Origin of the sequence: Lelliottia sp. SL45 (assembly GCF_026672535.1) — a bacterium.
In the GTDB taxonomy this organism is placed as follows: domain Bacteria; phylum Pseudomonadota; class Gammaproteobacteria; order Enterobacterales; family Enterobacteriaceae; genus Enterobacter; species Enterobacter nimipressuralis.
This window is the reverse complement of the sequence record NZ_JAPPRH010000003.1, coordinates 1,704,375-1,725,513: the sequence shown is the minus strand read 5'-3', so window position 1 is coordinate 1,725,513 and position 21,139 is coordinate 1,704,375. Positions and strand designations below refer to the sequence as shown.

Annotated in this window: 24 protein-coding genes; 16 read left to right on the top strand and 8 right to left on the bottom strand. The window is 54.5% G+C overall.

Annotated features, from left to right (window positions below; genetic code table 11):
• The first annotated feature begins 712 nt into the window (after nt 1-712).
• Nucleotides 713-1,555 carry a hypothetical protein gene (locus tag OVA10_RS14365; RefSeq protein ID WP_268196195.1) on the top strand — a complete coding sequence of 281 codons (843 nt, stop codon included), beginning with the start codon at nt 713-715 and terminating at the stop codon, nt 1,553-1,555.
• Here OVA10_RS14365 and OVA10_RS14360 read toward each other — a convergent pair.
• Entirely contained in the window at nt 1,545-1,841 is a 297-nt protein-coding gene (locus OVA10_RS14360) for a putative quinol monooxygenase (protein ID WP_107703664.1), read from the bottom strand. The genes OVA10_RS14365 and OVA10_RS14360 overlap by 11 nt on opposite strands.
• A gap of 124 nt (nt 1,842-1,965) precedes the next feature.
• On the opposite strand from OVA10_RS14360, the gene umuD reads away from it, so the two are divergent.
• The 3 genes from umuD (at nt 1,966) to OVA10_RS14345 (ending at nt 4,640) form a co-directional block, all read left to right on the top strand.
• A complete protein-coding gene (gene umuD, locus OVA10_RS14355; RefSeq protein WP_100780333.1) occupies nt 1,966-2,400 on the top strand; it encodes a translesion error-prone DNA polymerase V autoproteolytic subunit in 435 nt (144 codons plus the stop codon).
• Nucleotides 2,384-3,646 carry a translesion error-prone DNA polymerase V subunit UmuC gene (gene umuC / locus OVA10_RS14350; RefSeq protein ID WP_100780332.1) on the top strand — a complete coding sequence of 421 codons (1,263 nt, stop codon included), beginning with the start codon at nt 2,384-2,386 and terminating at the stop codon, nt 3,644-3,646. The genes umuD and umuC overlap by 17 nt, the downstream gene beginning before the upstream one ends.
• Nucleotides 3,647-3,707: 61 nt before the next feature.
• The gene (locus OVA10_RS14345; protein WP_268196194.1) at nt 3,708-4,640 is read left to right on the top strand and encodes a zinc-dependent alcohol dehydrogenase family protein; all 933 of its coding nucleotides are present in this window, start codon (nt 3,708-3,710) and stop codon (nt 4,638-4,640) included.
• On the opposite strand, the gene OVA10_RS14340 is transcribed toward OVA10_RS14345, so the two are convergent.
• Nucleotides 4,627-5,661, bottom strand: a complete 1,035-nt coding sequence (locus OVA10_RS14340) for an AI-2E family transporter (protein WP_100780330.1) — start codon at nt 5,659-5,661, stop codon at nt 4,627-4,629. The genes OVA10_RS14345 and OVA10_RS14340 overlap by 14 nt on opposite strands.
• A 142-nt stretch (nt 5,662-5,803) precedes the next feature.
• Here OVA10_RS14340 and OVA10_RS26160 point away from each other — a divergent pair, with 142 nt between their 5' ends.
• The 4 genes from OVA10_RS26160 (at nt 5,804) to OVA10_RS14325 (ending at nt 9,016) form a co-directional block, all read left to right on the top strand.
• Nucleotides 5,804-5,974 carry a protein YdgV gene (locus tag OVA10_RS26160; protein WP_095281878.1) on the top strand — a complete coding sequence of 57 codons (171 nt, stop codon included), beginning with the start codon at nt 5,804-5,806 and terminating at the stop codon, nt 5,972-5,974.
• Nucleotides 5,975-6,091: 117 nt separating this feature from the next.
• Nucleotides 6,092-6,454: a multidrug/spermidine efflux SMR transporter subunit MdtJ gene (mdtJ, locus tag OVA10_RS14335; RefSeq protein WP_123428101.1), complete on the top strand. Its 363-nt coding sequence runs from the start codon at nt 6,092-6,094 to the stop codon at nt 6,452-6,454.
• Nucleotides 6,441-6,770, top strand: a complete 330-nt coding sequence (mdtI, locus tag OVA10_RS14330) for a multidrug/spermidine efflux SMR transporter subunit MdtI (RefSeq protein WP_100780328.1) — start codon at nt 6,441-6,443, stop codon at nt 6,768-6,770. Before mdtJ ends, mdtI begins: the two co-directional genes overlap by 14 nt.
• A gap of 83 nt (nt 6,771-6,853) precedes the next feature.
• On the top strand, nt 6,854-9,016 hold the full coding sequence (locus tag OVA10_RS14325) for a bifunctional diguanylate cyclase/phosphodiesterase (protein ID WP_268196193.1): 2,163 nt from the start codon (nt 6,854-6,856) through the stop codon (nt 9,014-9,016).
• A 1-nt stretch (nt 9,017) separates the two neighbouring features.
• Here the strand turns inward: OVA10_RS14325 and OVA10_RS14320 are convergent, their stop codons facing one another.
• The 3 genes from OVA10_RS14320 to OVA10_RS14310 form a co-directional block, all read right to left on the bottom strand.
• The gene (locus OVA10_RS14320) at nt 9,018-9,839 is read right to left on the bottom strand and encodes a trypsin-like serine peptidase (RefSeq protein WP_100780326.1); all 822 of its coding nucleotides are present in this window, start codon (nt 9,837-9,839) and stop codon (nt 9,018-9,020) included.
• 277 nt (nt 9,840-10,116) lie between these two features.
• Entirely contained in the window at nt 10,117-10,515 is a 399-nt protein-coding gene (asr, locus tag OVA10_RS14315) for an acid resistance repetitive basic protein Asr (RefSeq protein WP_095281884.1), read from the bottom strand.
• Nucleotides 10,516-10,664: 149 nt separating this feature from the next.
• Nucleotides 10,665-12,149, bottom strand: a complete 1,485-nt coding sequence (locus OVA10_RS14310) for a carboxypeptidase M32 (protein WP_268196192.1) — start codon at nt 12,147-12,149, stop codon at nt 10,665-10,667.
• 401 nt (nt 12,150-12,550) lie between these two features.
• Here OVA10_RS14310 and OVA10_RS14305 point away from each other — a divergent pair, with 401 nt between their 5' ends.
• Nucleotides 12,551-13,297, top strand: coding sequence for an SDR family oxidoreductase (locus OVA10_RS14305; RefSeq protein ID WP_181827814.1), 747 nt, complete (start codon nt 12,551-12,553; stop codon nt 13,295-13,297).
• Between the two features lie 95 nt (nt 13,298-13,392).
• On the opposite strand, the gene OVA10_RS14300 is transcribed toward OVA10_RS14305, so the two are convergent.
• On the bottom strand, nt 13,393-13,857 hold the full coding sequence (locus OVA10_RS14300) for an NUDIX hydrolase (protein WP_268196191.1): 465 nt from the start codon (nt 13,855-13,857) through the stop codon (nt 13,393-13,395).
• A gap of 111 nt (nt 13,858-13,968) precedes the next feature.
• On the opposite strand from OVA10_RS14300, the gene OVA10_RS14295 reads away from it, so the two are divergent.
• The 3 genes from OVA10_RS14295 to OVA10_RS14285 all read left to right on the top strand — a co-directional run bounded on the left by OVA10_RS14295 (nt 13,969) and on the right by OVA10_RS14285 (nt 15,594).
• Entirely contained in the window at nt 13,969-14,373 is a 405-nt protein-coding gene (locus OVA10_RS14295) for a YybH family protein (RefSeq protein ID WP_123428089.1), read from the top strand.
• Between the two features lie 54 nt (nt 14,374-14,427).
• Complete coding sequence (locus OVA10_RS14290) at nt 14,428-15,114, top strand: hypothetical protein (RefSeq protein ID WP_268196190.1); 687 nt, start codon at nt 14,428-14,430, stop codon at nt 15,112-15,114.
• A 114-nt stretch (nt 15,115-15,228) separates the two neighbouring features.
• The gene (locus OVA10_RS14285) at nt 15,229-15,594 is read left to right on the top strand and encodes a nuclear transport factor 2 family protein (protein WP_326493396.1); all 366 of its coding nucleotides are present in this window, start codon (nt 15,229-15,231) and stop codon (nt 15,592-15,594) included.
• Nucleotides 15,595-15,634: 40 nt separating this feature from the next.
• Here OVA10_RS14285 and OVA10_RS14280 read toward each other — a convergent pair whose 3' ends face one another.
• Nucleotides 15,635-16,237, bottom strand: a complete 603-nt coding sequence (locus OVA10_RS14280; RefSeq protein WP_123428085.1) for a helix-turn-helix domain-containing protein — start codon at nt 16,235-16,237, stop codon at nt 15,635-15,637.
• 43 nt (nt 16,238-16,280) lie between these two features.
• Here OVA10_RS14280 and OVA10_RS14275 point away from each other — a divergent pair, with 43 nt between their 5' ends.
• Nucleotides 16,281-16,991 (top strand): B3/B4 domain-containing protein, encoded by a 711-nt coding sequence (locus OVA10_RS14275; RefSeq protein WP_248860147.1) that lies wholly within the window; start codon nt 16,281-16,283, stop codon nt 16,989-16,991.
• A gap of 75 nt (nt 16,992-17,066) precedes the next feature.
• Nucleotides 17,067-17,411, top strand: coding sequence for a DUF1294 domain-containing protein (locus tag OVA10_RS14270; protein ID WP_268196189.1), 345 nt, complete (start codon nt 17,067-17,069; stop codon nt 17,409-17,411).
• Between the two features lie 10 nt (nt 17,412-17,421).
• On the opposite strand, the gene OVA10_RS14265 is transcribed toward OVA10_RS14270, so the two are convergent.
• Nucleotides 17,422-18,675, bottom strand: coding sequence for an MFS transporter (locus tag OVA10_RS14265; protein WP_268196188.1), 1,254 nt, complete (start codon nt 18,673-18,675; stop codon nt 17,422-17,424).
• A gap of 121 nt (nt 18,676-18,796) precedes the next feature.
• On the opposite strand from OVA10_RS14265, the gene OVA10_RS14260 reads away from it, so the two are divergent.
• Nucleotides 18,797-19,705 carry a LysR family transcriptional regulator gene (locus OVA10_RS14260; protein ID WP_100780287.1) on the top strand — a complete coding sequence of 303 codons (909 nt, stop codon included), beginning with the start codon at nt 18,797-18,799 and terminating at the stop codon, nt 19,703-19,705.
• 118 nt (nt 19,706-19,823) lie between these two features.
• Nucleotides 19,824-21,044, top strand: coding sequence for a sugar metabolism global transcriptional regulator Mlc (gene mlc / locus OVA10_RS14255; RefSeq protein ID WP_100780286.1), 1,221 nt, complete (start codon nt 19,824-19,826; stop codon nt 21,042-21,044).
• Nucleotides 21,045-21,139 lie beyond the last annotated feature (95 nt).

Genomic DNA, 21,139 nt, shown 5'->3' with positions numbered 1-21,139 from the left:
CACGCTTGTCCGGGTAATCTCGGCTTGGCATTGCTCAAGTCCTCCAAACGTTGTCTTGTTAATTCGTGCTGTGAAATATGCGTGGAGAGTGATTACAAGTCAACTTTCTGAAACTGCGGTTTAATTTGTATTAAATCCGTTAAAAACGCGCCTGGTTTTTGTGCTGATTTTCATTTGAAAGGGGAAAGGCTTGAGTATGGAAAGTGTGCAAAACAGCGGAAAATAATCATCCGGTTTTGCATAGTGTGTAAACGCTTCCATTCTCGGGGTGGGGTCCTGCGTGAGAGCTTCTGGCTTAATCATAAATCTGCTCAATGAATTACAGGGATGTAAACAATTAAACATCACCTCAACGTGGGATCTTTACCTATGCAATAAAATGCTTTTTTATGCACTTAAAAATCGGAAAGTCCCATTTTTCGCCGATAGTGCGCCTGAGAGAGGGCGTGAAAGATGTAACATTTCTGCAAAGAACGGTTGCAAGAGCGGGCGTAAAAACAGCATAAAATTCTGAAAAAGTTTTATTTTAGTGAGTTTGTAGTGTCTATTTTTTATGTGAAGTGATGATTTTTATTTTTGTTAGTGTGCTATGTTTTTTGTTGTAGTGTGCATGAAGTGTATGTTGTGTCTGCAAAGGGATACTGGCAATTAACAACCCCATTATTAATCTGTGTTATCCTTTGCGGATTGGCGCTATCAGGAAGTCATCGGCATGTATCACCTTTTCTTGGAATTCGATAATCTTGAACCCGGCGTGAAGTCTGTCGAAGATCTGAAGTATGTCATCCGTGATGATAAGCACACCGCTTTTGTGATGAGTGCGGTGGTAGCCAAATTTATCAAAGATGCGTTGATCATGAACCACACTATCATCAGTCTGAAGAACTGCCGTTTCGCCTTTGCGAACGGGGCAGAGTTCGTCGAATTTGACAGCAAAGGTCGGTCAAGGCGCTTCACCGACACACCGGACTGGTTCATTACACCTGGCGCGTTTGCGCGCTCCCAGTGGCTGGTGAACCATGAGCTTCACGATCTGATGACGCCGCAGTTTATCTCTACGTTTCTGGAGATGTTCTCCGATGTGAAAAAACGTCGGGAGCACTGCAATCTGCTGTTTGATTTGCAGCTCGAAGAAAGCCCTCAACGCGGGAGAAGCGGTGCGAAAGCGGCCAGCAAAACCCGTGGCTCCACGAAACAGAAGATTTCTGATTTAAGCTCATTTGAATTATTCAGCCAGTTCTTTAACCGTCTCAAAAAAGCGGTCGAGGCCAACCAGTTTCCCACGGTGCAGGTGCTGACGGGCATCGATGACGTCGCCAAAGTGCCCGCCACGCTGAAGAGCGCCGTGCGCACCTGGTTTAAAGCGATTTCGTCCGAGCTGCCGCCCAACAGCAAAAGAGTGGGGGCCGGTAATCCCGAGCTGTTTTGCGCGCCGGTTCGCGCTCAAATCCAGCACATCGAAGCCTACGGCGTTGAGCGTTATTACAAGAAGCTGTCGAAGGCGATTGCCGAAGGCGGCGAGCGGTATATCGCTGATTTCACGTTTAAACTGTAGGGCTGAAACTGCCCATCAGAATAAAGGTTGGCGCTTTTCGCTGGTGCTGGTTAATCATCGGCACCAGCCGTCTGAAGTGTTCGCTCGCGCAATGCGCATCCAGCGCGGCGCGATCCGGCCACTCTTCGATAAAAACAAAATGCCCGGCATCTTTCTCGTCCACATATAAATCGTAGGCAATGCACAGCGGCTCCCGTTTGGTGGCCTCCACCAGCGCGCGGTAGAGCGGGAGTACGGTCTCAATGGCTTCCGGTTTAATAAAATCTTCCGCGATGACTTTCAGCATGATCTCTCCTTTTTAAATTCCGTGTGACTTCAACGGCTTCATTTTCGCGGGCCAGAATCGACTTGATCTGATCGCTAAATGCATAATACTGTATTTATATACAGTTATTATCGGGTTGGCTATCATGAATCCTGTTTTTTCATGTGAACATAAAGAAATCATCGAATTACCGCTTTTCCTGGAGCGCGTCCCGTGCGGGTTTCCCAGTCCCGCGCAGGATTATGTCGAAGATCGTCTCGATCTGAACAAACTGCTCATCGCACACCCCAGTGCGACCTATTTTGTGAAAGTGAGCGGAGATTCCATGATCGGCGCAGGGATTGGCGACGGGGATCTGCTGGTGATCGACCGATCGTTAACGGCGGAACATGGCGATATTGTGGTGGCGGCGATTGCGGGGGAGTTCACCGTGAAAGAGCTGCGCACCCGCCCGTACCTCCATCTGCTGCCGCACAACAAGCACTATTCTCCCATCGTTTTCCAGTCAGAGGACGAGCTGCAGCTCTTTGGCGTGGTAACGCACACCGTGAAATCGCACAAACATGTTCGCGCTCGTTGACGTCAACAGCTTCTACACCTCCTGTGAGACGGTGTTTCGCCCCGATCTGCAGGGCAAACCGGTGGTGGTGGTGTCCAACAACGACGGATGCATAATTTCCCGCTCGGCAGAAGCCAAAAAGCTCGGCATCAAGATGGGCGCGCCTTACTTCAAGATTAAAGACGAACTGCGGCGGCAAAAAGTGGCGGTGTTTAGCTCCAACTACGCCCTGTATGCAGACCTGAGTCATCGCGTGATGACGATCCTGGCGGAGATGGCGCCTGCGATTGAAGTCTACTCCATCGATGAGGCCTTTATTAATGTCTCCGGCGTGGCCAACTGCATCGCGCTTGAGACGTTTGGCCGTCAGATCCGCGAGCAGATCCTGAAAAATACCGGGCTGACCGTTGGCGTCGGTATCGCGCCGACCAAAACCCTCGCCAAGCTGGCCAACTTTGCGGCCAAAACCTGGCGCAAGACCGATGGCGTGGTGGATCTGTCCGATCCGGATCGTCAGCAAAAGCTGCTCGCGCTGGTGCCGGTGGGCGAAGTGTGGGGCGTGGGGCGGCGCATCGGCAAAAAACTCAATCAGATGGGCATTGAAAACGCGCTGCAGCTGGCGGAGTGCTCAACCTGGGTGATCCGTAAACATTTCAATGTGGTACTGGAGCGCACGGTGCGTGAGTTGCGCGGCGAGCCTTGTCTGGAGATCGATGAATTCGCGCCAGCGAAACAGCAGATCATCTGTAGCCGCTCCTTTGGGCACCGCATTACGGAGTACCGCGAGATGCAGCAGGCGGTGTGCGCTTACGCGGAACGTGCCGCCGAGAAGCTGCGGGCAGAAAAGCAGTTCTGCTGCGTGATCAGCGTGTTTATGCGCACCAGCCCGCACGCGGAAAATGAAGTGTTTTATGGCCCTCAGGCCAGCGGTCGTCTGGCGATCCCGTCGAATGACACGCGCGATATCATCCGCGTCGCCAGCCATGCGCTGGAGCGGATCTGGCAGGACGGTTTTCGCTATATGAAAGCGGGGGTGATGCTGAGCGATTTTTTCAGCCAGGGGGTCGCGCAGCTGAATTTGTTTGATGAATACCAGCCGCGAAACAACAGCCAGGCGCTGATGCAGACTATCGATCGGCTCAATCTCTCCGGGCGCGGAACGGTCTGGTTTGCCGGTCAGGGCAGCCAGAAAAGCTGGGCGATGAAACGCGAAATGCTGTCGCCGGGGTATACGACACGCTACGCCGATTTGCCTGTGGCAAAATAGTCGTTTCCCTCGTCGCGCGAGACAGTAAACTCGTGCGGTTTAACTCTGCTCGGGGCCGCTGATGAACAACGTTGCGCTAATGTATCGCCGTTTTGGTGAGCCGGAATCGGTGCTGCACCTGGAATCCTCCGTCTGCGGGCCGCTGACTCCCGGCCAGCTACGGGTGCAGATGCTGTTCGCGCCGGTCAACGCCTCGGATCTGATTCCCATCACCGGGGCTTATCGCCATCGCACGCCGCTGCCTGCCATTGCAGGTTACGAGGGGGTTGGGGTGGTGATTGACGGGCCGCCCGACTGGACCGGTAAACGTGTGCTGCCGCTGCGCGGACAAGGAACCTGGCAGCAGGTGGTGGATTGCCCGGCGGATCTGGCGGTTCCTGTGCCCGACTTTATCGATTCCGTGCTTGCCGCGCGCGCGTACATCAACCCGCTGGCCGCGCAGCTGATGTTGAAACACTCTCCGCCACGAGGAAAACGCGTGCTGCTGACGGCCGCCGGATCGGACTGTGCGCTCCTGCTGGGGCTGTGGGCGCTTCAGGCGGGGGCCGAATCCGTGTACGGCATTCATCGTTCAATGGTTCACGCCGACCGGCTGGCAGCGCGGGGGATCACGCCAATATCGCACCATGACACGGCGGCGATCCACGCCATCGCCAAAGAGACGGATATTGTCTTCGACGCCACGGGTGGCGAGGTGGCCGAGCAGATCCTGAATACGCTGCCTGCGGCAGGCGTGTTTGTCAGCTACGGTCTGCTGTCCGGGAAGTTGTTCCGGCAACAGCCGCAGGTGCGCTGGTTTCATATCCGTAATTACCTGGCCGGAATGAGCGTGGCCGAGTGGCAGGGGGAGTTTCGTGAAATCTGGCCGAAACTGCAGGCCAGCCACGGCGGCGACGCCACGCTGTTTTCCCTTACAGAGTGGCGTCCGGCGCTGGCGTATTACCGCGAGGCGGGCAGGATCGCGAAGCCGGTGTTTGCGATCAGCGATGGCTGACGTCGCTCAGCAAAACGGCAATACTCTGGCCGCCCACCGTCTGCTCGAGGGCAATCTTCACGATAATGGTCAGCGGCACGGAGAGCAGCATCCCGACCGGGCCGAGCAGCCAGCCCCAGAAGATTAACGATAAAAAGACCACCAGCGTGGACAGCCCCAGCCCACGCCCCATCATGCGCGGTTCGAGAATATTGCCGAACACCAGATTTATCACCAGGTAACCCGCCAGCACGATCAGGGCATCGTACAGTCCGCTAAATACCAGCACCTGAGCGATAGGGGGTATGGCGGCCAGCACCGAGCCAATGTTGGGAATATAATTGAGCGCAAAGGCCAGCAGCCCCCAGACAAACGCGAAGCGCACGTCCAGCGCGGCAAGCATGGCCCACGCCACCAGACCCGTCACAATACTGATGGCCGTTTTCAGCACCAGGTAGCGCGAAACACTGTCCAACGCCCTCTGAATCGCCTCCATCCCCTCAACCGGGCGGGACATCATCTGCTGCAACTTCACGGGCAGCTGCGGCACTTCAATCAGCATAAACACCACCGTCAGCAGCAGCAGGAAAATCGAGGTCATCGCGCTCGAAAGCTGTGACAGCAGCGCCGTCACCAGCGTCATGGCGGCATTAGGGTCGATGTACTTCAGCAACTCTTCTACGGAGACTTCAATCCCGGCGCGCTGCAGCCAGGGTTCGAGATGCTGTAACGGCACGACCAGCGAGGAACGGTACTGCGGCAAAGTGCGCGCCAGCTCGTTCAGAGAGGTGCCCAGATACGCCACCAGCAGCACCATGGCCAGAATAATCACCGTGATAAGCAGCGTAATCGCCAGCACCCGCGGGACGCGCAGGCGCACCATGCGCTGCACCAGCGGGTTGAGGATCACGGCGATAAACAGCGCCAGAATAAAGGGCACAATGATGTCGGCGGCAAAACGTACCCCCGCAAGAATGATCACCAGCATGCCGAGCATGATGACAATTTTCAGTCCGTTCAGTGTAATGATGGGCTTAGCCATGTGAGTTCCCGCGTGACGCTTTTTATTTATAATAATGATAATAACGGCAACGCGCATTTTATATGCGAACGAAAATAAAACGGGCAGGGTAAAGAATTGAAAATGTTTTGAGTAAATCCTTAGCTTATGGTACAAATCAGGCGTGTTTAACTACCGAGGACAATTTTCATCCGCAATGACGAGAAGCAATACCGCGGATAATTGTAATATTATGGACAATCTGTTCAGGACGTACTTTTCAAATAACACCGCTGTATTTTCCACCTCCCTCTGCCTGCTGTCCGGTGAGCAACACTGGCGCAACGCGCTATAGTCCCGTCTTCTGCCTGAGCTGACGCCATGCGTCTGGCTATCTGATTTATTTCATATTTTTGGGTTTGTCGTTTTCGACAAGCTGCAGTGATTTATATTCTCATGCAGGAGAAGTACCATGTTTTACTGGATATTGTTAGCCCTGGCCATTGTCGCTGAAATTACCGGAACCTTGTCGATGAAATGGGCAAGCGTCAGCGATGGCAACACCGGATTTATTTTAATGCTGGTGATGATTTCCCTTTCGTATATTTTCCTGTCGTTCGCGGTTAAAAAAATCGCCCTCGGCGTGGCGTATGCGTTGTGGGAGGGGATCGGTATTCTGTTAATCACGCTGTTCAGCGTGATGTTATTTGATGAAACCCTGTCAACGATGAAAATTGCCGGTCTGACCACCCTGGTCGCGGGCATTGTGCTGATCAAATCGGGCACCCGCAAAGGCAAAAAACAGCCACAGGAGCCAACTCATGCAACAGTTTGAGTGGGTACATGGGGCGTGGCTGGCACTGGCGATTGTGCTGGAAATTGCCGCCAACGTATTCCTGAAATTTTCTGATGGCTTCCGCCGTAAAGTCTACGGCCTGATGTCAATCGCCGCAGTGCTGGGGGCGTTCAGCGCGCTGTCCCAGGCGGTGAAAGGGATCGATCTTTCCGTGGCCTACGCCCTGTGGGGCGGTTTCGGTATCGCCGCAACGCTGGCGGCGGGCTGGATTTTGTTCGGCCAACGTCTGAACCGTAAAGGCTGGATTGGCCTGGTCCTGTTGCTCGCCGGCATGATCATGATAAAACTGGCCTGATGTGATCGCTGCCTGTATTTACGGGCAGCGAAATTCGCTACCTGTATTACTCTTAGAAAGAAGTGCTTTTGAGAGGGCGGCGAATGTATAACCCATTAAGCTGGCGCAATATTCCCACCGCGAAAACCCTGTTTGTCATGATTTTTATGGCCGGGATCGGCCTGATCGTTTCCATCATCGCGCTGCTTTACCTTTCCCTGCACCTCATCAGCAGTAAAACCAACGAAATAGATGAACACCGTTCGGCGCTCTCCGTACAAGGGGCGATCCAGACGTCGGCCAACCGCGTCTGGTCGCTGGTGATTGATAATGCCGTCTGGGATGATGCCGTTCGTGAGGTTTATCCCCCGGTGCTGAACACCGAGTGGCTGTACAATACCTGGGGGGCAGGCTTTAAAATCAATAATTTGTACGACGGCACCTTCGTGCTGGACGAGCATTTCAACGTGCTGTGGGGGTCGTTTCAGAGCAAAGCCTTCCACGAGAAAAACCTCGATTTTTTTGGCAATGGCCTGAAGGCGCTGATTCGCGATAACGCCGACGCGCTGCGCGCTGAGAAAAATATCTACGCTGGGATCACCCGCACGCGCCAGGGGGTAGCGTTTGTCGGCATTGGGCTAATCCGCCCGATGATTGGCCGCCTGCAGGTGCACAACGATGTGCGCCGTTACCTGGTGATCACCCGCCACCTGAATCCGCAAATTCTGAGCGATTTGGGCAATACCTTTCAGATTGAAGATCTCAATTTCACCGTCAATCACACCAGCATAGCCAGCGTTCCGCTGAAAAGCTCGGCGGGCGAGCTGCTGGGCTATCTCAACTGGCAGCCGCGACTGCCCGGTGCGCAGGCGGCCAGCGCCGCGTCGAACGACATCACGCAAATTGTGACCCTGGCGGCGGGGCTGATCCTGCTGTTTATTCTGCTGAGCAGCGTCGGGCTGTACAAACTGGCGCGCGGAGAAAATCAGGCCCGGCGAGTGGCGCGGACGGACTGGCTGAGCCATCTGCCCAATCGCCGCGCCCTGATTGAGGAGCTGGAGCGGGTGAGTTTGCGCGGCGATATTGATGTCAAAAGCGTGGTCTTTATCGATCTCGATGGTTTTAAAGATGTGAATGATATTTACGGTCACGATGTGGGCGACGATCTGATCATCATGATGGCCGGCGCCCTGCGTGAACGGGTGCCGGAAGGGGGCATGCTGGCCCGCATGGGGGGCGATGAATTTGCGATGTTGATTGGCGGCGACCATTCACAGGCGCAGGCGGCGGCGTTTGCCAGTAACGTGCTTGAATTCCTGAGTGCGCCCCTGCGCCTCGGAGAGCGCACCATTCACATCAGCGCCAGCATCGGAATTGCCAGCGGCACGCTGATCGAATGCACCAGCTCGGAGCTGTTCCGCCGGGCCGATATCGCCATGTATCACTCGAAAATTACCGGCAAGGGCCGCGTCACCCAGTATGACGCTGAACTGAACAGCGTGCGCGAGCAGCAGCTGGCGATTGAAAATGAGATCCGCAGCGGCATGGAACGCGACGAGTTCGACATCTGGTATCAGCCGATTATCGATGCGCGTAGCCAGAAAATGACCAGCGTTGAGGCGCTGCTGCGCTGGCCACGGCGTCCGGCGGGGGAACTGGGACCGGATGTGTTTATCAGTATCGCCGAAACCAGCGGCCTGATTTATGGTTTAGGGCAGTTTGTCCTGCGCCGCGCCTGTCAGGATCTGGAGCCTTTTGGTGATTTGAAGCTGTCGGTAAATATCTCTCCGGCGCAGTTTCGCGATCCCGAATTTGAGGACAAAGTGGCGCAGGTCATTGAAATGACGCGTTTCCCGGCCACGCGTCTGCAGCTGGAAGTGACGGAAACCTACGTGCTGGAAAACCCGGAGCGCGCCAGGGCGGCGATCTCGAATCTTAAAGCGCTGGGCATCGCCGTCGCGCTGGACGATTTTGGCACGGGCTACTCCAGCATCGGTTATTTGCGCCGTTTTAATTTCGACACCATCAAGATCGACAAATCGCTGGCTGGGCTGGTGGATAACGACGAACAGGCGGCGGCGCTGGTGAGCGGAACCGTGCGGATTGCCAGTGCACTGGGGATGGCGGTGGTGGCCGAAGGCGTGGAAAACGAAAAGCAGATGAAACTGCTGCGCCTCGCGGGCTGCGACCAGTTGCAGGGGTTCTGGTTCAGCCAGCCGATGCCCATCGAGGCAATTATGGAATTACGTGAAATCAAATATGGCTGAGCTATTCCTGCGCCAGCGCTTCCAGTTTTTCCCGAAAACCGGTCACGGATAACGCCCGGTTATCGGCGCGCCAGCGGTCTTTGGCGGCAGGCGCTGAACTTTGTACGCCAATCAACTGCCAGCCGCCGTCGGTTTTCAGCATCAGCGGAGAGCCGCTATCGCCCGGCAGCGTATCGCACTGGTGGGATAAGACGCTGTTTTGCGCCCAGCCGGTGACGATGCAGTCCGTGTGGGTGTAGAGCGAATCCAGGTGATCGACGGGATAACCCGACTGCGTGACTTTACGGTCGGCGGCTTTTAAGGCTGCCGTCAGCGCCGCTTTGTCGCCATCAAACAGCGGCAGAGGAGTGATCCCCGAGGGCGGATAGCGCAGAACAATCAGACCAAAATCCCACTCGGCTGCCGCCGGCGGCACAATCCAGCCGTCGCCGTCCGGCTTTAAGCGTTTGCCTAACGACGGATCGACACGACCTTCGATGCCGTGGATCTCATAGCGCCAGAGACCTTTTTGGGAGATAAAACGCAGCGCAACGGCTTTGTCCGGCTTGCCTTTCGGTGGGATCAGTAAACAGTGCCCGGCGGTCAGGGCCAGATGAGGTGAGATCAGGGTTGCGGTACACAGGTTGCCGCTGGCGGTTTCCAGCTGCCCGATGGCATCCCAGGGCGCCCCGGTCGGATCGGTGACACGCGTGCGGTCATCATGACCAAAGAACAGCGTTTTGATCTCTTTGGCAGCCATGGCGCTATCATCGCCATCGTCTGCATGTGCCAGGCCTGAAAAGAGACAGAACGTTCCCAGTAACAACACAACAGTTTTCCGCATATCACACTCTGGTGGGGTAATTATGATTATAAAAAGTTGAACCCTATGAAAATACTATAGACGGGACGGCGTTAAAGTGGGAGTAAAATCAGCGTGCTACAATCAGGAAAGATAAAACATGCTGGCGATAATCGCGCATAAAATAAGCGTGATAAGAATGAACTCAAACCGATAGCGCCGCAGCATACGCCCTCCGGATAAAAAAACGGCGCCGATAAATACAGCTCAGCGCCGGTTTAGCAACGTGCCCACGAGGGGCACGGTTTAGCGAGTGCGATTACGCAGCAGGCTGTGCAGCTGGTTTAGCCGCTTCGTGTTTTACTGCTTTTTTGTGATGCTTTTTAGCAGCCTGAGCTTTCTGCTCTACAGCAGGTTTAGCAGCGGCTTTCTTGTGGTGTTTTTTTGCCGCCTGGGCTTTCTGCTCAGTTGGCGCAGCCGTAGTGGTAGTGGCGGCTGGTTTGGTTGCTGCTTTTTTGTGGTGCTTTTTAGCGGCCTGAGCTTTCTGCTCTACAGCGGCTTTCTTGTGTTTTTTGTGGTGTACAGTTTTTGCTGGCGCCGCTTTCGTGGTCGCAGCAGCAGCCGGAGCTGGGGTAGCAGACGTTGCAGCATCAGCAGCAAACGCAGCAGAAGACAGACCCATAGCAGCGGCAACAACCAGAGCTAATACTTTTTTCATTCTCATACCCTCGAATTTGGTTTCTCATTTAACCCCACTGCGGGGCCGTTGAAATAACTATATCCTTATGAATTCGAGGCTTCCGTGAGTCATTGGTATCGGCGTGTAACGGAATGTACAGCGCCGGGTACTCGCCCCGGCGCCGGGGATTACAGATAGCGGGAGGTGAGGTGGTCGCGGAAGTAGCGGCTGTTAAGATCTTCACCCGTGGCCTGGGTAATCAGCTGCGAAGTGGTGAAGCGGCTGCCGTGCTGCCAGATGTTCTGGTTCAGCCAGTCAAACAGCGCCGAGAAATCACCCTCCGCAACAGAGGACTCCAGCCCCGGCAGTGCCGTTTTCGCCGCACTGAACAGCTGTGCGGCATACATCGCCCCCAGCGTATATGACGGGAAGTAGCCAAAGCCGCCGTCGGTCCAGTGGATATCCTGCATACAGCCGTTGCGGTAGTTATCTTTTGTCGACAACCCAAGCCACGCCTGCATTTTCTCGTCCCACAGGGCCGGGATGTCGTCCACTTCGATTTCACCGTTGATCAGCGCGCGTTCAATTTCGTAACGCAATACCACGTGCGCCGGATAGCTCACTTCATCCGCATCAACACGGATATAGCCCGGTTTCACGCGCTGGTTCCAGGCGATGAAGTTCTCTTCACTAAACGCCGCTTGACTGCCAAAGCGGGCATGTACCGCCGGGAGCAGATGTTTCAGGAACGCATTGCTGCGGCCCAGCTGCATCTCGAAGAACAGGCTTTGGGATTCATGGATGGCGGTGGAGCGCGCCAGTGCGACGGGCTGGCCGAGCCAGTTGCGCGGCAGATTTTGCTCATAGCGCGCATGGCCGGTTTCGTGCACCACACCAAACAGGGCGCTCAGCAGCTCGTCTTCATCGTAACGCGTGGTGATGCGCACATCTTCCGGCACGCCGCCGCAGAACGGATGGGCGCTGACGTCGAGACGCCCGGCGTTAAAATCGAAGCCCAGCATTTTCATCGCTTCCAGCCCCAGATCACGCTGAACGGCGGTCGGGAAAGGACCTTGTGGTGGAACGAATGATTTTTGTGACTGCTTCTCTACCACTTGTGACAGCAGATCGGGCAGCCAGGATTTTAGATCGCCAAACAGCACGTCGAGGCGGGCGCTGGTCATGTCTGGCTCGAAGATATCAAGCAGAGCATCGTATGGGGTGCAGCCCTTGGCTTCGGCACGCAGACGCGCCTCTTCACGGCTGAACTTCACCACCTCTTTCAGGTTGGCTGAAAAACCCTGCCAGTCATTAGCCGGACGCTGGGTGCGCCAGGCGTGTTCACATTTGCTCCCGGCCAGCGACTTGGCTTCCACCAGCGATTCCGGCAGCAGGGAGGCCTGCTGGAAATGGCGCGTCATCTCGCGCAGGTTGGTGCGTTCAACGTCATTAAGATCTTCACTTTCGGCAGCGGCCAGCCAGTCGCCCACTTTTTTATCCGTCAGGATTTGATGCTGTAACACGCTCATTTCCGCCAGTGCTTCCCCACGCGCCTGGCTCCCGCCCGGCGGCATCATGGCGAACATGTCCCAACTGGCGATGGAGGAGAGATGGGAGAAACGGGAGAGACGCTGGAACGTGCGGGTGAGTTGTTGGTAGTTGTAGTTATTCATGAGGTCCTCGTGTCGGAATCGGGCGATGGTTCTGGCAATGTAACAGATATGCGCGTTTCTGACACGACGGTGAGTTAATCAACAGTGAATATTCATCTCATGGCGTATTCATGAATTTCAGCGCTGAATTGTGGAGTATATTGTCTGGCGGGGGCAGGGCTGTCGTTATAAATTATTTAAAATAAACCTTATCTTCGGTTAATTAATATTTTATATCTGTATTGAAACATGAAAAAGCGACATGTTTTTATTTCTCGTCAGTAGAACAGGGCCTCAAAGGGGGATGTGTTAATTAACATGTTGTTTTGTATAAGATCGCACAAACGGGAAGACGTCTCGCTGTACTAACCTGCACTATCTCCGTCAACGTTTCATGGATTGCCAATACAGGAGCAGGTTGAATGTTGCGAGGTAAAAGAGCGGTTGTCACCGGAGGTGGCAGTGGGTTTGGTCAGGCATTGGTGGTCTGGCTGGCTCGCGAAGGGGTTGACGTGGAATTTTGCGCGCGACGGCCAGAAGATATTCAGACAACCTGCGGTATCGTCTCAGCAGAAGGCGGGAAGGCAAGGGGCTATGTCTGTGATTTAACCCATGTGGCATCCATAGAAGAGTTCGCAGGGCTAATAACAAATTCAGATGCACCGGTCGATATCCTTATTCTCAACGCCGCACAATGGTTGTCCGGGGAATTAGAGGATCAACCCGCATCAGAATGTGTTACTACCATTAACTCTGGTCTTACAGGCTCGATTTTACTCACTCAGGCTTTACTTACCTGCTTAAGACGTTCCAGCTCGGCTGATATTATTTCCATCATCTCAGCATGTGGTATTCCTGGCTTTACAGATTCAATTGCACATCCGGCATTTTTTGCGAGTAAGCATGGTCTGAGCGGTTTTACGCAGACGCTGTCACACCAGCTTGCGAAGGAGAATATTCGCGTCACCGGTCTGTATCCACCCGATTTTGAAATGACCGATTTAAATGAACTGCCGAATGGCACGGTTAAAATGGGTGAGGCGTTGTTGAACGGGCGTTCAATCTGGGAAGCGGTACGTTTTGTATTGTTACAGCCCCGAAGCTGTCATGTGAGTACCCTCTATTTTCAGGGACCTACGCGGGAGAATGTAGTACGCCGAAACGGATAATCCCAGGTGGTCATCTGTCTCTGCTTTTCATTTATAACTTCATGCATTTTACTTTTCGCAGACCTGGCTGCGGGTGCCAGGCGCGGATATCAGCGTCATTTTCCAGCAGTAAACACAGCTGAACCTTCAAGTATTTCAATGATCAAATCGGCTGGAAGGATGATTTCAGTGGTCTGTCTCAGCTCTTCGATTGTCCACCAGTGGTGCTCGCGAATGATGTTCTTTTCATTGCTGCTCCACCCTGAGCGGTCGATATCTGATTGATCTGCATGAATAATAAAGAAACGCTCTTCGGCGAGAACAGTCTCCCCACTCGGCAGCATCATTTCGAAGGTTCGGGAAGCTGTCTGCGGACCTGCTGAGTCTCTTGTCAGGCCTGTCTCTTCACGTAATTCGCGCAACGCAGCCTGCTCGAAAGATTCATTGTGCTCAAGCCCTCCACCGGGCGTTGCCCAGTAGGTCTTTCCACGCAGAGCGTCATCGTTATGGCAGAAGCAAAAGAGCAAAACGCGATTCTCAGGCGAAATAACGATCAACCGGGATGACGGGCGAGTGCGCACAAAGCCTCCTGAAATAACGTGTTAATCTCAACAACTCATAAAATATAGTAGCTATACATATACACTGAGTTACCAGGTAATACAGGTGGGATACTTTACAGGATAATCATTATGCACTCACATCCGTTACGTCAGGTTATTGAATCTTGTGACAGAGCAATTTCCGCTAAAGACTTTGATTCTCTGATGCAGAATTACGCTGAAGATGCTGCTCTGGTGGTGAAGCCGGGATTAACCGTCACCGGTAAAGAGAATATCCGCAAAGCGTTTATTGCCATCTCTGATTATTTTCAGGATCAACTTATTGTTGAGCAGGGAGAGATGCAGGTTATCGAAGGGGGCGGCAATGCGCTCGTTATTATGGAAACTGTACTTCGCTTTCCTGATGGCAAGGGGGGAACGGTCGAAACCACACGTCGTGCGACCTATGTTTTCAGGCGGGAAACGGATGAGCGTTGGCTGTGTACAATCGATAATTCCTATGGCACCTCTCTGTTAGATCCTGAGACGGCCTGAAGAGAGGAGGGTACAGTGAAGGGAACTCAGCCCTCTCGCCCTGGCAGGTCTGCTATGAACGCCACCCGTCTGCAAAATGCGTACAGCGTGACGAATGAGAAAACCCTCGCGCTCTGGCGGGAAAACCCCGCTATCGGGGAAATCAGGAAAGAGCGTTACTACGATCCTGACAAACTGGCGCTTGCAACGGGCATACAGCCGGTATTGCCCGAGCCTGTGGTATGCCTCATTCGCGAACTGGAGCAACGCACGGAGGGCGATCGACTGGCCGACGTTCTTCCTGTCAGTAGCGTCCATTTTACCTTTCTGCCTCTGACTCTGCCGCTGTATGAAGAAAAGGAGCCGCTGCCTGAAAAAACAGGGCAGTTGACCGATATCTGGCGTAAATATCAGGGAAAGCACATTGTGATCCGGCATCTAAGGCTGGTGGCACTGCCCAGTCAATTGCTGCTGGCTGGTATCCCCGATGATCCCGCCATTGCCCTGCGCCAGTCATTCTGCGAGAGCGTTTTAGATTCCCAATGGAAAGATGAGCTGCTGCTGCGCCATACGGGCAGCCCTTTGCCCGCACCGTTCTGGCACAGCACGCTGTTGCGATATAGCGCAGCGTTTTTACCCACGCAACTGCGCGAGTTTTTTGTCCGGCATCAGACGGTCGATTTCGGCGACGTTTCGGGAGCGTTGGCGTTAGCGAGAGTTAACTATAACTGGACTAAGTGCTTAATAAATAAGTTCGAATGATGTCAGTGGTTGAAAAATGTTTAGCAACGGGCACTAATCAGATTGTTGATATCAGGTTATCGCATTCGTTAACTCTGGCAGCTTTAATACCAGGTGACAGGAATTTCAACGAGGATGAACGCCATGCTGCTGGAAAAGCTAAAAGCACTTGAATGCACTCTTCATGGGATCAAACGGAACGACCTTGAATGGCTTGAGCACATACTTCATCCTGAGTTCAGGGAAATTACACGTTCGGGCGTCCTGGTGACTCGTGAGGAGACGATAGCGTCTCTGATGGGTGAAGAATGTGTCCCGGCCATTCTCAGCAACGACTTTCGCCTCATCAGCATTCGCGAGGATTTTGCCATCTTGCATTACAGGACGTTTCATCCGGAGGGTAGTCGCGTTTCCCTTCGTTCATCGTGCTGGGCGCGTTCTGATAATGGGCAATGGAAGTTAGTTTTTCATCAGGGAACCCCGGAGCCGAAGAACGTTTAGACGCGGAACAGTAAAGTCTGCTATGTGCTCAGAGCAGCACTTAGGATGCTTTTTCATGTACTGTCATGATGAATGTGAGTGAACTTTCACCCCGGTTCTCATAGAAATGCGGGACGTCGGTTCTGGCCGTTGCTGAACAGCCGGTATTCACCGAATACAGGTGCTCCTGTACGCCAAGCGTAAGCGTCCCCTCTTGTACATAAAACAGTTCAAGCGTTCCCTGCGGATGACCGGGTGAAGCAAATTTTTCCCCTGGCTGCATTTCCCACATCCATAGCTCGGTCATATCGGGGCCGCCGGATCCTGCGAGCAGTCGTGCTCTTCCCCCGTTTTCGCCATTCCAAAGCTCAGGGATCTCATCTTCAGCGATGAGATGCACGGTCGGTTTGGAACTGACATCAACAAAATCCGCTACTGAAACGCCCATCGCAGCAGCCAGGCGGCATAGCAGGGCGATGCTGGGATTTGCCCTGCACCCCTCAATCTCAACCAGAGCGCCCTTACTGACGCCCGCCCGGCGGGACAGCTCATCGAGTGATATTTTCTTTTGCTTACGGTACAGCTTAATCCGCTGCGATACGGCTTCGTTAACGGTATTCATAATCGCATTTGGGTCGGTCATTAAATTGACTTTTTTGGTCATTGGTCATTATCATGGAATAAATTGGTCATTACAGGATTATCACGTGTTCATTGTCTCTCCGTCAATTGCCCCAGAGGTTTATGGTATCGCCCCCGGTTTCCGGGCTCTGAGTCTCTGTGTACAGGCCGCCCCGGTACGTAACCCGCGCGTTGGTGAAATCGCTCTGCAAGAAGCCTGCGAAGCCGTTCTGGCTGGAAGCCCTGCCTGGGCCGAAGCACATTTGGCCGCGTGGGCAGAAGTGTTTCAGGGATTTGGTGCCAGGCCAAAACGCACGCCGTGCTCAGCTGATGCGCTGCGTAAGCGCGTTCTTCGCGACGGCGCAATGCCCGCTCTTGATCCGGTCGTGGATCTCTATAACGCCGTCAGTCTGAAGTATGCCGTTCCGGTTGGGGGAGAAAATATCGCTGCCTATCAGGGGGTGCCACGGCTGGTTGTGGCAAAAGGCACAGAACCTTTTGATACTGTCAAAGAGGGTGAACCCGCAGTTGAATACCCTTCGCAGGGAGAAGTTATCTGGTGCGATGATGCCGGAGTGACCTGCCGCCGCTGGAACTGGCGACAGGGGATCAGAACTCGCCTGAGTGTGGACGCGCAGCAAATGTGGTTCATTCTGGAGAGTCTGCCGCAGATGCCCCTGGAAAAGCTTCATGAAGCCGGGAAGATGCTGACAGACGGCCTTGAAGAAATGATGCCGGGTGTAATGATTGACGTGGCTTTTATAGAAGATGCTAAACAGCCAGCTCCAGGTTTATGACATCCGTTTCGCCCTGACAGCGCGACCCCGTATAATGCCGCACAACTTACCGTAATAACGACCGTGACCGCGCCTATGAATCTCAATCGCTTCTGCTACTTGCTCCTCATCGTTTCAGCGATCGGAAGCATGTTTACCGCCCATACCATTGCCAGCTGGCTCCTGCTCGCCAATGTGCTTACGCTGGTGATCTATGGCGTGGATAAAACGGCGGCGCGCAAGGGCTGGCGCAGAGTGCCGGAATCTACATTGCTGGTGTTTGGCCTTGTGGGAGGATGGCCCGGCGCGATGGCGGGCCAACAACTCTTCCGCCATAAAACGCAAAAGCAGCCATTCAAAACCAGGTTCATCGTCAGTGTGATTGTGAATGTCTCAGCGCTGGTGGCGGTGTTTCAGCTTTCCCATTTCGCGCTCGTTTGAAGCATAACCGTCAGTGCAGACGTTTATGCAGGCTCGCCCCGACCAGCAGCGCGGCGCACAGCATCAACGCAATAAATCCCCCAACACCATTCCAGCCATAGTTGTGCCAGAACACGCCGCCGAGAGTCCCGGCGATGCTGGAGCCCAGGTAGTAGCTAAACAGATAGAGTGATGACGCCTGGCCTTTGGCGCGACGGGCGCGCGGGCCGATCCAGCTGCTGGCGACGGAGTGCGCGGCGAAGAAACCAGCGGAGAAGAGCAGCATTCCGGCGAAAATGACCCACAGGGGAGAGAGCAGGGTCAGCAGCAGGCCCGCGAGCATTACCCCTGTCGAGACCAGCATCACCGGCCCTCGACCGAAGCGTGCGGTCATCGCGCCTGCTTTCGGCGAGCTCCAGGTCCCGGTGAGATAGGCCACGGAGAGCAGGCCGACAAAGGCCTGGCTCAGATGCCATGGCGAGAGCATCAGGCGATAACCGATATAGTTAAACAGGGTGACGAACGACCCCATCAGCAGGAAGCCCATCAGAAACAGACGCGGCAGACCCTGGTCGCGCCAGTGCAGGCGGAAGTTGATAAACAGCGTTTTTGGCCGCAGGGAAGTAGGGCGGAAATGGCGTGACGCCGGCAGGATACGCCAGAACATCAGCGCTGATGCCAGGGCAAAGCAGCCAATCACCGCAAGCGCGATGCGCCAGTTAAACAGATCCGTGAACACCCCGCTCAGCAGACGTCCGCTCATGCCGCCAATCGAGTTCCCGCTGATGTACAACCCCATCGAGAAGGCCACAAAGCTCGGGTGGATCTCTTCGCTGAGATAGGTCATTCCGACCGCCGCCACGCCGCTCAGGGACAGCCCAATCAGAGCGCGCATCACCAGGATCCCGTGCCAGCTGGTCATCATTGTCGAAAGCAAAGTACACACCGACGCGAGCAGCAGCGCGGTCACCATTACCGGTTTGCGTCCGATGGCGTCGGAGAGCGGGCCGGTAAACAGCAACCCGACCGCCAGCATCCCGGTTGAGATCGACAGGGAAATACTGCTGCTGGCGGGCGAGACGCCAAACTCATGAGAGAGAACCGGCAGGATCGGCTGCACGCAGTACAGCAGGGCGAAGGTCGCGAGACCGGCGGAAAATAGCGCCAGCGTGACGCGCATAAATTGGGAAGTACCACGTTTGATAAACTGGTTCGGCGCGGGTGCTGCGGGTAAATCATTAATGTCGCTTGCCGGGGCGATATCAACGGTAGATGTACGACTCACACTCATTCCTTGCTTAAACATCCCCGTGATTTCTGGTGACGGGTATGACCACAAGTTCAGAGTAGGAAATTGTAAATATTCTGTCTAATATATTAATAATCTCAAATGATACGTTAAACATATGAATATCGAGCTGCGCCATTTACGCTACTTTATCGCTGTTGCTGAAGAACTCCATTTTGGCCGGGCGGCCGCGCGGCTGAACATCTCCCAGCCGCCCCTGAGCCAGCAGATCCAAATCCTTGAGCAGCAGGTTGGCGCACGTTTGCTGGCCCGCACCAACCGCAGCGTCAGCCTGACGGAGGCGGGAAGGCAGTTTCTGGCCGACAGCCGACAAATACTGAGTCTGGTCGATGACGCCGCCGCGCGCGCCGAACGTCTGCATCTGGGCGAAACGGGCGAACTGCGCATCGGATTCACCTCGTCGGCGCCGTTTATCAGCGCGGTGTCGGATACCCTGTCGTCGTTTCGCCGCCATTATCCCGATGTGCACATTCAGACGCGCGAGATCAATACGCGGGAGCAAATTGTCCCGTTGAATGAAGGTTCGCTGGATCTGGGGCTGATGCGCAACACCCATCTGCCCGATACCCTGGCCTGGGAAGTGATTCTGCGCGAGCCGCTGCTGGCGATGATTCCTCGCGATCACCCGCTGGCCGAACTGGACTCGGTAACGCTTGCCCAGCTGGCGCAGGAACCCTTTGTCTTCTTCGACCCTCATGTCGGGACCGGGTTGTACGACGACATTCTGGGCCTGATGCGCCGCTACGGGCAGGCGCCGGTGATCACCCAGGAGGTGGGCGAGGCGATGACGATAATCGGTTTAGTCGCGGCAGGGCTGGGGGTATCGATTCTTCCGGCGTCATTTAAACGTGTGCAGCTCAGCGAAATGCGCTGGGTGGCGATCGCTGAAGAGGATGCCGTCTCTGAGATGTGGCTGGTGTGGCCAAAACACCATGAACAGAGCCATGCGGCACAGCGTTTCAAAAACCAGCTGATTGCAGCCTCAAAGCGGCCAATAATGGCCTGAAAAAGGGCGAAAAATGTGCGGCAAATCACATGGCTAAGTTTAAATTTGACGATTGCCTGCGAAGTGCTTCACCATAGCCCAAAGTTTATTTCGAAGCGCGAAAATAAGGATGTAAGAGGTGGTTGCTGATAGTCAGCCAGGACATATTGATCAAATTAAGCAGACCAATGCGGGTGCGGTGTATCGCCTGATTGATCAGCTTGGCCCGGTCTCGCGTATCGATCTTTCCCGACTGGCGCAGTTGGCGCCAGCCAGTATTACCAAAATAGTGCGTGAAATGCTGGAAGCGCATCTGGTTCAGGAGACGGAAATCCAGGAACCGGGTAGCCGTGGCCGTCCGGCGGTGGGGCTGGTGGTGGAAACCGAAGCCTGGCACTATCTGTCGATTCGCATCAGCCGCGCGGAAGTGATTCTTGCCCTGCGCGATCTGAGCAGCAAGCTGGTGGTCGAGGACCGTCTCGAACTGCCGCTTCAGTCAGAGCAAACCCTGCTTGAACGCATCATTGCTCATATCGATCAATTTTTTATTCGCCACCAGCAAAAGCTGGAGCGGTTGACGTCCATTGCGATCACCCTGCCGGGAATTATTGATACGGAAAATGGAATCGTCCACCGCATGCCGTTTTATGACGACGTCAAAGATATGCCGCTGGGTGAAGTTCTGGAGAATCACACCGGCGTACCGGTCTACATTCAGCATGACATCAGCGCCTGGACGATGGCTGAGGCGCTGTTTGGCGCCTCTCGCGGCGCGCGTGATGTGATTCAGGTGGTGATTGATCATAACGTCGGGGCGGGCGTGATTACCGATGGCCGCTTGTTACATGCCGGGAGCAGCAGCCTGGTGGAAATTGGTCACACGCAGGTCGATCCCTACGGCAAGCGTTGCTACTGCGGCAATCACGGCTGCCTCGAAACCATCGCCAGCGTCGAAAGCGTGATGGAGCTGGCGCAGCTGCGTCTTAGCCAGTCGATGAGCTCGTCGCTGCACGGCCAGCCGCTGACCGTCGAGTCTTTGTGCGGCGCGGCGCGGCAGGGCGATCTGCTGGCGAAAGACATCATTACCGGTGTGGGCAATAACGTCGGGCGTATTCTGGCGATTATGGTGAATCTCTTTAATCCGCAAAAAATCCTGATTGGCTCGCCCCTGAATCAGGCCGCCGAGATCCTGTTCCCGGCGATTTCTGACTGCATTCGTCAGCAATCCCTTCCGGCCTACAGTAAAAATATGGTGGTCGAGAGCACGCAGTTTTCCAATCAAGGCACCATGGCCGGGGCCGCGCTGGTGAAAGATGCCATGTATAACGGTTCGCTATTGATCCGCCTGCTGCAGGGATAACTCTTTTTCGCTGATCTCATAAAAATTGCGCTATCTCAATCTGGACCGACGGCGCATACCTTAGACTCACTCCACTGAATTATTTACTTAGTTTA

Excerpts from the sequence above, each read along its gene's own strand:
- OVA10_RS14365 (WP_268196195.1), top strand. The coding sequence starts at position 713 with ATGTATCACCTTTTCTTGGAATTCGATAATCTTGAACCCGGCGTGAAG.
- OVA10_RS14360 (WP_107703664.1), bottom strand. The coding sequence starts at position 1,841 with ATGCTGAAAGTCATCGCGGAAGATTTTATTAAACCGGAAGCCATTGAG.
- umuD (WP_100780333.1), top strand. The coding sequence starts at position 1,966 with ATGAATCCTGTTTTTTCATGTGAACATAAAGAAATCATCGAATTACCG.
- umuC (WP_100780332.1), top strand. The coding sequence starts at position 2,384 with ATGTTCGCGCTCGTTGACGTCAACAGCTTCTACACCTCCTGTGAGACG.
- OVA10_RS14345 (WP_268196194.1), top strand. The coding sequence starts at position 3,708 with ATGAACAACGTTGCGCTAATGTATCGCCGTTTTGGTGAGCCGGAATCG.
- OVA10_RS14340 (WP_100780330.1), bottom strand. The coding sequence starts at position 5,661 with ATGGCTAAGCCCATCATTACACTGAACGGACTGAAAATTGTCATCATG.
- mdtJ (WP_123428101.1), top strand. The coding sequence starts at position 6,092 with ATGTTTTACTGGATATTGTTAGCCCTGGCCATTGTCGCTGAAATTACC.
- mdtI (WP_100780328.1), top strand. The coding sequence starts at position 6,441 with ATGCAACAGTTTGAGTGGGTACATGGGGCGTGGCTGGCACTGGCGATT.
- OVA10_RS14325 (WP_268196193.1), top strand. The coding sequence starts at position 6,854 with ATGTATAACCCATTAAGCTGGCGCAATATTCCCACCGCGAAAACCCTG.
- OVA10_RS14320 (WP_100780326.1), bottom strand. The coding sequence starts at position 9,839 with ATGCGGAAAACTGTTGTGTTGTTACTGGGAACGTTCTGTCTCTTTTCA.
- asr (WP_095281884.1), bottom strand. The coding sequence starts at position 10,515 with ATGAAAAAAGTATTAGCTCTGGTTGTTGCCGCTGCTATGGGTCTGTCT.
- OVA10_RS14310 (WP_268196192.1), bottom strand. The coding sequence starts at position 12,149 with ATGAATAACTACAACTACCAACAACTCACCCGCACGTTCCAGCGTCTC.
- OVA10_RS14305 (WP_181827814.1), top strand. The coding sequence starts at position 12,551 with ATGTTGCGAGGTAAAAGAGCGGTTGTCACCGGAGGTGGCAGTGGGTTT.
- OVA10_RS14295 (WP_123428089.1), top strand. The coding sequence starts at position 13,969 with ATGCACTCACATCCGTTACGTCAGGTTATTGAATCTTGTGACAGAGCA.
- OVA10_RS14290 (WP_268196190.1), top strand. The coding sequence starts at position 14,428 with ATGAACGCCACCCGTCTGCAAAATGCGTACAGCGTGACGAATGAGAAA.
- OVA10_RS14285 (WP_326493396.1), top strand. The coding sequence starts at position 15,229 with ATGAACGCCATGCTGCTGGAAAAGCTAAAAGCACTTGAATGCACTCTT.
- OVA10_RS14280 (WP_123428085.1), bottom strand. The coding sequence starts at position 16,237 with ATGACCAAAAAAGTCAATTTAATGACCGACCCAAATGCGATTATGAAT.
- OVA10_RS14270 (WP_268196189.1), top strand. The coding sequence starts at position 17,067 with ATGAATCTCAATCGCTTCTGCTACTTGCTCCTCATCGTTTCAGCGATC.
- OVA10_RS14260 (WP_100780287.1), top strand. The coding sequence starts at position 18,797 with ATGAATATCGAGCTGCGCCATTTACGCTACTTTATCGCTGTTGCTGAA.